Here is a 12,563-nt window from a genome sequence, read left to right as displayed (position 1 = left end):
TGGGGGTATAGCTCAGCTGGGAGAGCGCTTGCATGGCATGCAAGAGGTCCGCGGTTCGATCCCGCGTACCTCCACCAAACGATAAGTCCCTATCGTCTAGAGGCCTAGGACAATACCCTTTCACGGTATGAACCGGGGTTCGAATCCCCGTGGGGACGCCACAAAATCCCCGGCTGCAAAGTTGTAGTGCAGCCGGGCGTTGAGCGAAGTCGAGCATAGCTCGACGCGCTCAACCATTCCGCCGATCATTTCCTTCAGAGCTTCGCGGTCGACTTCATGCAGATGATCGGCCAGACCGGCCAGCAGCGTGCGGATGTCTTTCTCGCTGATGGCACGGAGCACGTCAGCGGCGTTCTGCTGATCTTCCAATGTGCGCAGCTCGTCGGCGATCTGCCCGCGCTGACGCTCAAGCTCCGCGATTTTTTCGAGGAAAGGGCGCGGAGACTCCGACTCGGCGGCGAAGCCGGCTAGCTTCCCGATCTTGACCGTCATTGCGGTGACTTCAGTCCGCAGCGGCTTGAGCCGTTCATCTGGCGGCGCTGCACTCATGCGCCTGGCTTCCGTCAGCAGTTCAGCAACGAAGGCATCGGAAATCATGTCCGCCTGCAACTTGGCGACCACAGCGGTCTCAATCGCCTGCTGGCTGATGCGCCGGCCTTTTCCGGCAAGGCGATAGCTGCCGTCTCCGTCGTCGTGCCAGGCTTTACCTTCAGGTGTCAGCAGCAGGCCTGAGAGCAGGTAATCAGCCTTTGTCCGGTAGCTCTTCGGGCGGCCTTTTTCGAGGCGCGCGAGGATAGCCTCGGCTTCTTCGGTGCCTATCAGTCGATCGTGGGTGTCGTACTGAATCACCCAGTCGGCACGCGGCCGGCGTTTGGTCCCACCTTTGTAGCCTCCGCCCGACAGCCGCTCGGTATGAACGTTCCAGACCGTGTGCCCGGCATAGGTGAGGGCGTTCCATTCCATCCCGATCAGCGATGAATCCGAAATATCGCGCAGGCCCGCCGCACTTGCTGCCTGGGCGCGGCTTGCGCCGGCTGCTCGGGCCGTCATGTACGCCCCCACCTTATGCGCCTCGGGGGAGCGCACCAAACGTGATTTGGTGACTGCTGCGCCGTCGCGCATCGCTCCCGTGGCGATATGCTCCAGGCGGTAACCCAGCGGTGCCCTGCCGCCAGCACGCCAGCCTTGGCGCACATTCTCCGCCATGCCTCCCAGCCCTTTCTCCTTGCTCATCAGGCTATGCAGTTCGTCGAACGACTGCATGACGGCGCGAATCACCACATCCATCACGGTGTTGGTTTCCGGCACCTTGGCATAGAGCACCTTGATTCCGCGTTTCTCACACTCGAAATGCAGCGCGTGCGCGAGGTATTGATTACGGGCGATGCGCGAGGTATCGAGCGCGAGCAGGAAGGTCCAGGAGCGATCCTTGTCCTTCATTCGCCGCAGCAGTGTCTGGAAGCCGGGGCGCTGGTCATCCTTGCCGGATTCAACCGCGTCCTGGAAGGTTTCAACGATGGTGAGGTTGCGGGCCTTCGCCAGTGCAATCAGTTCCCGGCGCTGCGCGTCGAGGCTCACATCGTGGCGATCCTTGCTCGATCTCAGGTAGAGGGCTGCGCTGTCCATGATGCTCCCAAAGAGAAAGTAGTACCGGTGCCACCAGCCTAGCCGCGACCTTCGGGCTTGGCAACCCGATAGACGGCAACATGGTGATGATGGGGGCGGACACGACGGCGGCGAGGATCGATGCGGAGTATCAGGAACGACGCTTCCACGGCTTGCAGGTCAGGAGGCGGAAGGCTCTGGCTCGCGCCCAGCCACCTTTCTTCGTCAGCGCCTTGTGGCCAAAGCGGTTGCGGCAATACGAGCGCAAGCGCTGCACAACGATTTCGAGAGGGAATAGAGTCGGGTTGAGATCGAACTGGTGTGAGCGCATAGTCAATTACTCCTGAAGGTGCGGCCCCAGCGGGAGCCGTTCGAGTTGGCGAAGTGGTTGCGGCGGGGATCGGTGGCCACCGCGGACACGGAGTCGCTGGTTTTGGCGACGGTAGGCATTGGCCGGACCAGGTTGATTACCTTGGCGGTAACGGCCTTCTGCGATTTGCAGTGGCGTGCGTTTTTCGTCATGCGGCTTTCTCCTGGTGGTGACTCGCTGCGGCGGGCCGGTAGTCGATGATTTCCGCTGTGCCGATGTCGTCAAGCATGGCGGACAGCTTTTCCTGCATCTGGCGCAGTTCTTTGGTGACGCCTTGGGCGTTGAATAACTGGCGCAGGCGGGTGTTTTCAGCTTCGAGTTCGGCGGCTTTGGTTTCAGCTTTCTCAGCCCTGCGCTGCCAGGCATCGCGCTCGCCTTTCGCATAGCGAGCGGCGCGGATGTCGCCAGGGGAAACCATGGTTCCCGAGCGTTTGGAGTCGTAGAGCATGCCGACGTCAGGTCCGGCATTGATGATCTGCCACCCTTCCCACTCCTTCACTTGGTGGGGCAGAAAGCGCACATCGAGCAAAAGGCGCAGCGCCATGTAAGCGGCAAACGGGATCGGGATCGAACCATTTTCCCAGCGCCAAACGGTGCTCGGATTCACGCGAAGCAGCGCCGCGCATTGGACAGCCTTAAGTTGAAGCATGAACTTGCGCAACTCAATAAATCTTTCCGGCGTGATTTCCGGCCACTCATCCGCCTGCTCCATCCAGGGCGGCAAGTGCATTGCATCGCTGTTCTTCCTGATGTACCGGTTCATCTCGCCCCAAGATTTCGATGGCATTTCTTCGAGAACCCACACCCGAGTAGGCGCCTGCCGCTTGTGCGTAGCGTCTTTTATCAGTGTCGTATTGGTCGTTTTCACGGTGGCCCCAGGCTGAAATTCGGTGTTTCGGTCTGCCCTGGCGGCCTTGCCGGCCCAAGCCCCGGAAACGGAATGACGTTACCCACCATCGGGCGCAATTGATCGCCTGAAAAGCCTTGTGCGGCGCGGCCCGCACAGTTATTGACACGAGTCCAAGGGCGATGAGCGGCGGCCGGATCACCAGCAAAACGCCGTCCAAATTCGCCGGCTCGCATGCGGATTTGCCAGACTTTGCGCTCGGAGGCATAAACCCGTCGCGGCTTGTCCAGGTGGAACACGCCGACCGGCTTGACCATGGTTTGCCAGCCGTAACGGCCGGGCCGCTCGTCGCTGGCCGTCGCCAACTGGATGGCTTGTTCTGCACGCTTGACGGTCGGGCCGCCCACAGCACGGATAAGGCCGGCATAGTCGGCTTGGCGGTCCTCGGCCTTCTGCGCGGCGCGCCACGCGCTGCCGATGGCTTCGGGTGCGTCGGCAATCACTGGCGCCTTGATGCGGCGTATTTCGCGCCACAAGCCCACCGGCGGGCCGCCGATGAATTGAAACTGACGAATGCCATGCAGGCGCGCCCAGGCCGTGACGCGGGCGAGCGATTCGGCGGCGAGCACACCGTTTTCGTCCAGGTCGATACCGGTGCCGTCGACGTTCTTGCCGATGTATTTGGCAACGTACTGCACCGCGCTGCCCTTCAGTGGATCGATGTTCTCGAACTTGACGCGGTACTGCTGCGCGCCCGCTTCGTCGGGCGAGTCGGCCAGCGCATAGCGGCGGATGGTGTTCCTGACGGCATCCACATGCAGAGGCGAGACAAACAGCAACAGATGCCAATGGGGCGTGCCATCGTGATGGGCCTCGGCAATGCGCAGGCCGTAGACGTCGACGTAGCGATTTTTGAAGTTGGAGCGGATGTCTTCCCACAGGTTGCAGAGATAGGCCTGCGCCTGCCTTGGCGTGGTGCTGTCGTAGGCCGGGTTCGATGCGCCTGTGCTGGCGAGCCGTGCATGCATGCGACTGGGACAGGTCAGAGTAACGAAAAGCCCGGCATGGCCCCGCTCTCGCGACACATCCTCATAGCCTTTGATGCGGACCATCATTTCACCCCGGCGCAGGGTGGGGTTCGACAGGCTGTGCTCCGCCAGATCGGAGAGAGTGACGATTTCTCCATCCTCGCTGATGGCCTCGGTTCCCTTGAGGATGTCGGCATTACGTCGCACCTTGTGTTGCTCGGCTGCGAAGGATTCGGCGCTGATGTAGATGTCTCGTTTCTTGTGGACGTAGCCCAGGGCGATGGCGATGGCTTCGCGCTCGCGGCCCTGTTCGCGGCGCAGTTTGCGCCGCCACCAAAGGGCATCTGTCATGCGGGCGACTGCCCCACTGTCGGGGATGTCGGGGGTCGGGGGCTGGATACCTGAGGCTATGCAGAGCTTGTCGATTTCCCGGCGGGCTTCGGCGAGGCCCAAGGTCGACCACCTGGCGGCACGACTGTTTGCGCGCTTCGCCAGCTTTGAAGCGATGTCGGTGATGTCTGAATCCGAGGCATTCGGCGCGATCTTGCAGGCCGCGACCTGGTCGGCGATACCGAGCAGCCATTCGTTTGCGGCAACATGACTTTTCGTTGTGCACAACTGGCTGTGTCTGGTGATGGCATCGCGCTTCCAGCGTGCTGGCCATTTCGCCGTGGTGTCTTCAAGCCAATCTCGTTGCTGAGCCTCGAACGGGTCATAGCCGTTGCGGACGGCGACAGCCAAATTCGATATCCGTCCCATGGCTATTCAGCGTCCTCGCAGATTGGACACACAGGCTGCACAACCAGCCACGGCCGGGACGGGCCAATCAGTTGCCGGCCATGCATGACAGCGACCGGCTCTGAAGCGTGTAGGGCCGCTTCAGGCCGGTTTGACGTCATGGGATGAGCGGCGGGATGGGGCGCCGCCCATTCAGCCCGCAATGGGTCATAGACGCGATAGTGCGGGGCGGATGAACCCGCCGCCGCTTCAGGTGTGTGGCAAGCCATGTGGCCCCCGGTCAGCGGGTCGGGGGCTGCTGGATTTTCGGTTGCTGGGCCAGCCACGCGGCGACGATCAGGCCGGCGACCAGTAAGGCAGGGACACTGCCTCGGCCGATGAGCATTGCAACAGGGGCGGCGATATTCATTCTTCATCCCCTTCGTCATCTGAGGCGTCGGCAGTTGGAGTGCTTGCCGAGTCCAAGAGGGAAGTAAGTTCGGCGGTACTCATCCAGGCATTGAGCAGATCGAGCTGAATCCTCTTGTCGCCTGTCTTCACGGTGCGGGCTGTGAGGGACCTGCCTTGCAGGGCACGGAAGAGAAGATAGTTCGCGGACATCAGGCCGAAGAGTTCGCGCTGTAGCGCTTCGGTGGACTCGTCATAGTCAGACAGGAATCCCGCCTTCGCCGGTTGGGCAAGAATTTCGTCAATGCGCTCGTCGTTGGCCTCCATCCGCTCCAACAGGGTATCCACCTGGTCGAATGGAACGGCGATGCGGAAGGCCATGCCAGAGACAGATTGCAGCTTGTCGGACATCGGCTTCACCGCGGCGGCATTCACCGGCGTCAAGCCTTCGCCTTCCGTGAGGTCAGAAAGCTCGATGCCTTTGGCCTGGTAGAAATTTGCCAAGCCTTCAAGAAACTTCATGTCCGGGATCAGGCGGCCGGTCTCGAAGCCCTTGAGCTTGTGACCGGGCAGGCTGGATTCTTGGATTACGTTCGCCTGCGTCAGGCCGAGTTGGTAACGGGCCGCCTTCGATTGAAGGGGTGTGATGGGTAGGTTTTGCGGGATATTCATATATTTCCTCGAATGGGTACAGTTGAACACAAATGAATTGAACCACAAAATTCAACTGAGTGCAACTGTTCATAAACGAGGTTGTAGTAGTCAACAAAAAGCCCGGCCAAATATGCCGGGCTCTCCTAGCCACGCGGCTACTACTTCTGTGCTTTTCGTCGATTCTTGGCTTTGGACTCGGTTCTCGCCGCTATTTCAGCTTCAATGCTTTGACCAAGCTCCGCGATTTTTTGGGCCGGCAACGCTGCTTCAATTGCCTCAGCCATTCCGGAGGCCATGACTTCTGTCGCCGCCTCGATGGCATCCAGCGTAGCGTCCAGCTTCTCGCCACCACCCGTGCGGGCTTTTATGGACTCACCCAACAGAGTGATCCAAGCGTCACGTTCATCCTTGCTGAGCATCATAAGGAGCATCGCGAGGCGAGCTGTTCGGAGATCCTCGCTGGACAGATCGAGCATAGCGTGCAGGCGACTTTTCCCCTTGAAAGGCTCTTCCGTTCCGTAGATCAATCGATTGGGAGTCGTGTTTAGGGCGTCACAGAGCAATCGTATTTCGCGGGCACCTGGCTTTCTTGTTCCAGCCTCATACTGGTGCAAAGTGGTGCGAGACAGCCCCGTTACCCGATGGAGGTCGGAAAAACTCGCGCCACTAGCCTCTCGGGCCTTTCGCAGTTCTGCGGCAATGGCGTCGATAGGCTCAGCTACAACCAAGGTTTGCGCCGCCTGGTCAGCTTGGGTTTTCTTCTTGGCAACCATTAGTTCAACCACCTCAACTCCCGCGTGGTTGCTGGTGATCCGGCAGTTGCCGTCATGCTGCAACAACTCCGACACCGGACTTTTGAGCGGCGACCTTCAGCGGCCCATCCTTTGAGGCGATCGGCAGCTTTAGGCGCATGGCCAGTTCCAGATAGGCGGCGTCGTAGGCGGTCAGATCGTAGGTCAGGGACAGCGACAGGACACGCTCAGGCGGCACGATGGCACGGTCGACGGTGATCGGTAGCCCCAACACGAAAGAAACGGCAAGGCGGGCCTCGTCGTCGGTCAGGGTGCTTCGTTTTACAGCCGTCCTGCCCACGTTGACCAGCTCCAGTTCCCACAAGGGCGGAACGATGGCGGTATCGTGCCGCAGCTTGTCGAGCACGGCATCGGTGTAGGGCGTTGCCTGTTTGGCGAGATACCAGCCGGAAACGACAGAATTGTCGACGACGAAGGGCATCAGTCCCTGCCGTCTTCGATGGCTTCGCGCAGATCAAAGCCGGCGCGCTGTCCTTTCCTGAATCGCTTCAGTCGAGCGATCAACAGGTCGACTTCGCTGATGACCTTGCCGGCTTTCGGCGCGGGGGCCTGCTTTGCGACCTTGGCCCCTGCTTTCGCTTTTTTCATGACTACGGCCATGATTTTCCCCGTCCCAGTAGATACAGGCGAGATGATAGCCCCGGAAGGCAACGGCGGCAAACGATGAACAGTGGGCAGGGGAGGGCGCTACCGGTCGGCTATGCCGGAACCGCCCCAGTCTAGGCGGCCAGCTTCAGGGATTGAATCACCCGGATAGCGAGGTTTTGACAGGCGGGGATTTGCTCGGCTCGCCGTGGGGACGCCACAAAAACAAAGAAGCCACCCGCAAGGGTGGCTTTTTTGTTTCTTCTGCGTTGCCGGGCATTCATGATTCCCGGTCAGTCAGCGTGGCTGTAGGTGGCATTTCGCACTTTGCCTCCCTCGAATTCGATGCGGCAGGCATGCCGGCCCGCCGTTCTCGCCTCCGCAAGGTAGGCCAGTTTTGTCCCGGAATTCAGATGTCGCCAGGGGCCGAGGCCATGATCCTCGGCAAACGCCGTCAATTGACCGACATCCATCCCCGGCGCGATTTGTCGGCATAACCCGGTCACCCGCTCCTTGCCCGTTGTGGTCGAGTAGATGAAGAATGCCATCCAGAACAGCGCTATCGTGACGAGGACTCTGGCTGCCATTTGCCGCACGGTAAGCTCATCCTGCCCGGCGGCATCGTCTTCCTGCCGGCGCAACAATTTTCGCAGCGGGCCGCGATGCAGCCAGATGAATCCGCAAAGCCAATACAGGCACGACGACGCATAGAAATTCGCCTCGCGCATGTCGAGCGCCTCCGGCTTGACGCTCCGCCAATACAGCCAGTAGCAGCCATCCACCGTGAAGTAGTACCAGAACAGGGCAAGGGGCGCCCAGCGCCAGCGCCGATCCTTCAGCACGCGTACCGACCACGGCGCGGTCAGATAGGTCAGCGTGGCCATGATGAAGCTGATCGCATAATCCCAATCAGGCGCACGGTAATAGTCGGCCCCGGCCAGCAGCAATCCGAAGCCGGTGGCGAAGCTTGCCAGCTTCCAGGGGCGGAGGTATTCGCTAAGGAAATGCTGAACAAGCCACCGCAAAAAACGGCGACGGGCTGAAATAGAGACGAAACTGTGACGGAAATGCCATATTCATGGGGTGCTTGGCCCATTCGGGAGCGGATAAGGGGGAATTCTCCCTTGTCTTGCTCATGCCGGACGCACCTCTCCCGTCAATGGTCGTGCCCACATGCTGACGTTGAGCATCGCCAGCATGGCAAAGGCGCGATTGGCGTTCTTTGCCAGACCGCGATAGCGAACCTTGGCAAAGCCCCACAGGCGCTTCACGGTCAGGAACGGGTGCTCGACCTTGGATCGCACGCTGGACTTGCGGCGGTTGGTTTCCTTGTCGGCGTCCGTCAGCGGGTTGTTCCGATAGGCGCGCTTGTTGGTGAAGTCCTTCGCCTTCGGCGCGATGACCTTCAGCCGCTTACGCTGCTCTTGGCCCCGATAGGCGCTGTCGCCGTAGAAGCGAGTTTCCGCACCATGCAGCAGGTTCGGCACTTGGTGGCTGTCATGAACGTTGGCGGCCGTGACGCTGGCGCTATGGACCAGTCCGCTCTGGCTGTCCGTGCCGATGTGCAGCTTCATGCCGAAGTGCCACTCGTTGCCCTTCTTGGTCTGGTGCATCTCCGGGTCGCGGCTCTTCTCCTGGTTCTTGGTCGAGGGCGGCGCGGCAATCAGGGTGGCATCGACAATCGTGCCGCCGGAGAGCTTCATGCCGTTGGCCAGCAGCAATTCGCCGATCTTGGCGAACATGGCGGCTCCCAGATCGTGACGTTCCAGAAGATGCCGAAAGTGCAGCAGGGTCGTGGCGTCTGGCACCCGTTCCCGGCCCAGGTCGATGCGGCAGAACTCACGAAACACGGGGACATCGTAGAGGGCGTCTTCACAGGCTTCGTCGGCCAGGTTGAACCAGTTGGCGACGCAGTACATCCGCAGCATGCGCTCCAGTCCCACCGGTGGCCGGCCATTCCCGGCCTTCGGGTAATGCGGTTCAATCACGGCGCAGAACTCGGCCCACGGCATCAGGCGATCCATCCGCGCCAGAAACTCCGCCTTGCGCGTCGCACGGTTGTGCTTCTCGAATCCTCGTGTCGCCGCCAGCGTCATTTGTTTCATCGTTCTATCCCTTGTGATCAACACTCTTTGTCTGACCCAATGACGATGAGATCGTTCACAGTGTTTGTACCTTATTCAGTGTTTCCCTAATGAATGCGCGCATGGGATGATTGATGCATGATCTCGGAAAAGTTTGGCTTACGATAGCGCAATTCGGCTCGAATCATGGCGAAAGGCCGCCGGGCCGCAACCCGGGGACTCAGGATGACGATGATGCTGCAGGTGCTGGGTGTTCTGTGCCTCGTGATCGCCGCGGGAGCGTTCGTCTTTTACATGCGCACAAGCTATGTGACGCAAGGCGGCAGCCAGGGGCAGGTGCCGTGCGTGGCCGCGGCTGCCATCCAGGTGCCGCTGCTGACCATGCTCGGGCTTTCGCTGCTCGACAAGACGACGCTGCCGCTCGATCTGGCGTGGTGGCACTGGCTGTCGATCTGGCTCGCCGAAACCCTGCTTGTCGCCGCCGCGGCAATCTGGATCGGGAATGTCGCCAGCAGAAAAAGCCAGGCCGGCCGACATGACCGTCAGACGCTGCGCGAGTGAGGGTAACCCGCGTGTCTGATAGAGGCTGACGGCCATGGTTTCGCCGAACGTCATCGACGGAAACCTGCTTGATCAGCCCGTGGAGGTCATCGTCAATGCCTGGAACCGCAACATCATCCCCTGGTGGCTGCTGGTCCCGCAAGGCGTTTCCGGCGCCATCAAGAAGCGCGGCGGCTACCGGCCCTTCATCGAGCTGGGCCGGCTGGGGCCGATCCCGCTCGGCGGAGCGGTCATGACCTCGGCGGGCCGGCTGCCCTGCAAAGCCATCATTCACGTCGCCGGGATCAGCATGCTGTGGCGTTCGTCCAGGGAATCGATTCAGGGCTCGGTGGCCTCGGCCATGGATCTCGTGAATCGACACGGCTTCGGCTCGGTGGCATTCCCCGTCATCGGCGCCGGCACGGGCGGATATCGGCAGGCGGATGCCCTGGCGCTGATGCTGGATGCATTTTCGCGAGTGACGTCGCCGGCCGCGGTCACCGTGGTTCGCTATCGAGGCCAGTCGATGAATCCGCCGGCCCTCCCATAGCCGGCAGCGGATCGCCATTCGATTCAACCCGGCGTCAGCGGCCGGCCTTCTTCCCCTGGACCGGTTCGAAAAAGCTGATGCGGTTGCGGCCGGCGTGCTTCGCCGCATACATCGCCTGATCGGCGTTGCGCATCAGTTCGTCCGGCGTCTCGCCGCCGTCGGGGTACAGTGCGACGCCGATGCTGGCCGAAAGCGAAACGCTGGTGTTCTCGCCGAGCACGAAGGGCGCGGCCAGGGAAGAAATCACCCGCGCCAGCACCCCGTTGCATTCATCGACGTGTTCCAGGTCAGCCAGCAGCAGCACGAATTCGTCGCCGCCCAGGCGGGCGGCAGTGTCCTCGGCGCGGATCGCCTCGCTCATGCGCCGCGCCGATTCGACCAGCACCTTGTCGCCCGCCTCATGCCCGTAACGATCATTGACCGGCTTGAACTGGTCGAGATCGAGGTAGCACACCGCCAGCATCCGGCCCTTGCGCCGGGTGCGGGCGATGGCCTGTTCCATGCGGTCGGTGAGCAGGCGGCGGTTGGGCAGGTTGGTGAGGATGTCGTAGTTGGCGATGCGCGCCAGTTCCACCTCGTCGGCGTGGCGCTGGGTGAGGTCGTTGAACACCACCAGGCAGCGATCGCCATACACCGACATGTGGATGTCGACGAAACGGTGTGAGCCGTCCTGGCAGGCGATTTCGGCGGCGAAGGGCTCCAGCAGCGAGTGCTGCCCCGAGTCGATCATTCGCTGCACGGCTTCGCTCCAGCGGCGTTGCATCTCCATGCGGTAGCCCGCATCGGGGTAGGCGCGCCGCCACCACGCGTCGAGGTTGGGGATGTCCACGAGGGTGTAGCCGATCACTTCGATGAAGCGATGGTTCAGCATCAGCGTCCTGCCCTCCGGCGGCGGGGTGGCGATCAGCATCGGCAGCGGGGAAGTTTCCATCAGCACCCGCAGGCGCGCCTCGCTCTCACGCAGCGCGGTTTCCGCCGCCTTGCGTTCCGTAATGTCGATGAAGCTGCCGCGCGCCAGTCGGCGGCCGCCTGAGGACATGTTGTCGACGCGCACTTCAACGGTCTTTTCGCTGCCCGACGAACTCAGGATGCGCCGTTCGACCAGCACCGACTCGCCCTTGAAGCAGCGCTCCTGCACTTCCCGGATACTCTCGATTGCGGAGAGGCCGCCGGGCTGGATCGGAGCGTAGAAGCGTTCCACGCCGCCGCTAAGCAATTCGCCGCGGGTGCGTTCGAACAGCCTCTCGGCCATCGGATTGGCTTCGACTATCCGCCCCTCATCGACGTCGAAGACCAGGATCGCATCCGGCGCGTGCTCGATCAGGGTGCGGAAGCGCTGCTCGCTGTCGGCCAGCTTCTCCTGGGCCAGGCGGGCGCCGCGCACCGAGCGATGGCTGAAAAACAGCGCGAAGCCCGACACGGCGAAAACGAAGAGCAGCAACTGATACAGGTCGCGCCGCCACGGCAGCAGGGCGTCATCGACGCTGGCGGTGACTGCGATGATGACCGGATAACTCGCCAGCCGCGCGTGCCCGACCATGCGTTCGATGCCATCGAAGGCGCCCTTGACGCGGTACACGCCGCGCTCCCTGGCATTCAGGTGCTTGATGAAATCCGGCGCCTGGGAAATGTTCTTGCCGATCGATCCCTCGATGGCGGGGGTGCGAAACAAGGTGGCGCCATTGGTTTTGATCAGCGTCACCGAGCCGTTCGGCTTCAGGCGCTGCTCTTCGAAGGGACGGGTGATGCGGTCGATCTGGATGGGAGCTGCAACGGCGGAGAACTGCGGGTCGGGGCCGAGTACCGGATAGGAGACGGGTATCACCCAGCGGGAATTGACGAGGCTCAGTACCGGTTCGCCGACAAACAATCCCCGGGTTCGCGGATCCTGCTGCACCCGAAAGGCCTCGCGCTCGGCGACATTGGCTACTGCCGCACGGGTGGGTGCCGGAACGACGTGGGCGCCACCCTTGGCGTCCAGGATGCGTATTTCGAGGGCATCATCCGACAGGCGCCGCAAATTTCCAACCAGATCGATGAAGGCCAGGTTCTGTCCGGGATAAACACCCGGATGCTCCTCTATCCAGCGACTGGTCACGACCAGTGTCGCCTCGGTCAGGCGCAGCAGTCGCTGCGTCTGCTCCTCCACCGCCACGACCAGCTTGGTCAGCTCGACTTCCTTGGCCGCGATCACGCGTTCCCGTTCCGCAAAGGCACGGTAGCCGGCGGTTGCCCAGAGCACCGCGAGCAGCAGTGCGACGAGCGGCGGAATGCCAAACCGGCTATGGCGGGCTGGAATCATGGCGACTAGTGTATGCCAAACGGGGATTCAACTCATCCGCCGCCCGCCGGCCCGACAGACG

Annotated in this window: 14 protein-coding genes, 2 tRNA genes and 1 pseudogene; 5 read left to right on the top strand and 12 right to left on the bottom strand. The window is 61.6% G+C overall.

All coding sequences use genetic code 11. The features are described 5' to 3' along the window. Window position 1: 1 nt before the first annotated feature. From SUTH_RS13135 to SUTH_RS20105, 3 genes are all read left to right on the top strand, one after another. Window positions 2–77: transfer RNA gene (locus SUTH_RS13135), tRNA-Ala, on the top strand. 8 nt (window positions 78–85) lie between these two features. Then, window positions 86–161 (top strand) — tRNA-Glu (locus tag SUTH_RS13130). Between the two features lie 115 nt (window positions 162–276). Beyond that, complete coding sequence (locus SUTH_RS20105; protein WP_041099824.1) at window positions 277–471, top strand: hypothetical protein; 195 nt, start codon at window positions 277–279, stop codon at window positions 469–471. Between the two features lie 771 nt (window positions 472–1,242). Here the strand turns inward: SUTH_RS20105 and SUTH_RS20375 are convergent. The 11 genes and pseudogenes from SUTH_RS20375 to SUTH_RS13080 form a co-directional block, all read right to left on the bottom strand. Then, window positions 1,243–1,626: pseudogene (locus SUTH_RS20375) on the bottom strand (recombinase family protein); the annotation flags it as partial. A 312-nt stretch (window positions 1,627–1,938) separates the two neighbouring features. Further along, on the bottom strand, window positions 1,939–2,127 hold the full coding sequence (locus SUTH_RS19450) for a hypothetical protein (protein ID WP_148312939.1): 189 nt from the start codon (window positions 2,125–2,127) through the stop codon (window positions 1,939–1,941). Further along, a complete protein-coding gene (locus tag SUTH_RS13110) occupies window positions 2,124–2,843 on the bottom strand; it encodes a hypothetical protein (protein WP_148312938.1) in 720 nt (239 codons plus the stop codon). Before SUTH_RS13110 ends, SUTH_RS19450 begins: the two co-directional genes overlap by 4 nt. Next, on the bottom strand, window positions 2,840–4,591 hold the full coding sequence (locus SUTH_RS13105; protein ID WP_231851012.1) for a replication endonuclease: 1,752 nt from the start codon (window positions 4,589–4,591) through the stop codon (window positions 2,840–2,842). Before SUTH_RS13105 ends, SUTH_RS13110 begins: the two co-directional genes overlap by 4 nt. A gap of 277 nt (window positions 4,592–4,868) precedes the next feature. Continuing rightward, the gene (locus tag SUTH_RS20255) at window positions 4,869–4,997 is read right to left on the bottom strand and encodes a hypothetical protein (RefSeq protein ID WP_269450445.1); all 129 of its coding nucleotides are present in this window, start codon (window positions 4,995–4,997) and stop codon (window positions 4,869–4,871) included. Continuing rightward, window positions 4,994–5,647, bottom strand: a complete 654-nt coding sequence (locus tag SUTH_RS13100; protein ID WP_041099817.1) for a hypothetical protein — start codon at window positions 5,645–5,647, stop codon at window positions 4,994–4,996. The genes SUTH_RS20255 and SUTH_RS13100 overlap by 4 nt, the downstream gene beginning before the upstream one ends. 140 nt (window positions 5,648–5,787) lie before the next feature. Next, complete coding sequence (locus SUTH_RS13095; protein WP_231851011.1) at window positions 5,788–6,402, bottom strand: helix-turn-helix domain-containing protein; 615 nt, start codon at window positions 6,400–6,402, stop codon at window positions 5,788–5,790. A gap of 52 nt (window positions 6,403–6,454) precedes the next feature. Continuing rightward, window positions 6,455–6,862, bottom strand: coding sequence for a type II toxin-antitoxin system VapC family toxin (locus SUTH_RS13090; RefSeq protein ID WP_041099813.1), 408 nt, complete (start codon window positions 6,860–6,862; stop codon window positions 6,455–6,457). Next, the gene (locus SUTH_RS19710) at window positions 6,862–7,029 is read right to left on the bottom strand and encodes a hypothetical protein (RefSeq protein WP_171817367.1); all 168 of its coding nucleotides are present in this window, start codon (window positions 7,027–7,029) and stop codon (window positions 6,862–6,864) included. Before SUTH_RS19710 ends, SUTH_RS13090 begins: the two co-directional genes overlap by 1 nt. 290 nt (window positions 7,030–7,319) lie before the next feature. Then, on the bottom strand, window positions 7,320–8,051 hold the full coding sequence (locus SUTH_RS19810) for a hypothetical protein (RefSeq protein WP_070099347.1): 732 nt from the start codon (window positions 8,049–8,051) through the stop codon (window positions 7,320–7,322). Window positions 8,052–8,159: 108 nt separating this feature from the next. Beyond that, complete coding sequence (locus SUTH_RS13080; protein ID WP_041097738.1) at window positions 8,160–9,131, bottom strand: IS5 family transposase; 972 nt, start codon at window positions 9,129–9,131, stop codon at window positions 8,160–8,162. 204 nt (window positions 9,132–9,335) lie between these two features. Between SUTH_RS13080 and SUTH_RS13075 the strand changes: the two genes are divergently transcribed. After that, window positions 9,336–9,671, top strand: a complete 336-nt coding sequence (locus SUTH_RS13075; RefSeq protein WP_148312936.1) for a hypothetical protein — start codon at window positions 9,336–9,338, stop codon at window positions 9,669–9,671. A 34-nt stretch (window positions 9,672–9,705) separates the two neighbouring features. Beyond that, complete coding sequence (locus SUTH_RS13070) at window positions 9,706–10,200, top strand: macro domain-containing protein (protein WP_041099811.1); 495 nt, start codon at window positions 9,706–9,708, stop codon at window positions 10,198–10,200. Between the two features lie 34 nt (window positions 10,201–10,234). Here the strand turns inward: SUTH_RS13070 and SUTH_RS13065 are convergent, their stop codons facing one another. Continuing rightward, the gene (locus SUTH_RS13065) at window positions 10,235–12,502 is read right to left on the bottom strand and encodes a diguanylate cyclase domain-containing protein (RefSeq protein WP_041099809.1); all 2,268 of its coding nucleotides are present in this window, start codon (window positions 12,500–12,502) and stop codon (window positions 10,235–10,237) included. Window positions 12,503–12,563 lie beyond the last annotated feature (61 nt).

It is taken from the genome of Sulfuritalea hydrogenivorans sk43H, assembly GCF_000828635.1.
Taxonomy (GTDB): domain Bacteria; phylum Pseudomonadota; class Gammaproteobacteria; order Burkholderiales; family Rhodocyclaceae; genus Sulfuritalea; species Sulfuritalea hydrogenivorans.
Note: the sequence above shows the minus strand (reverse complement) of the source record. Positions and strands in the feature narration are given on the sequence as shown.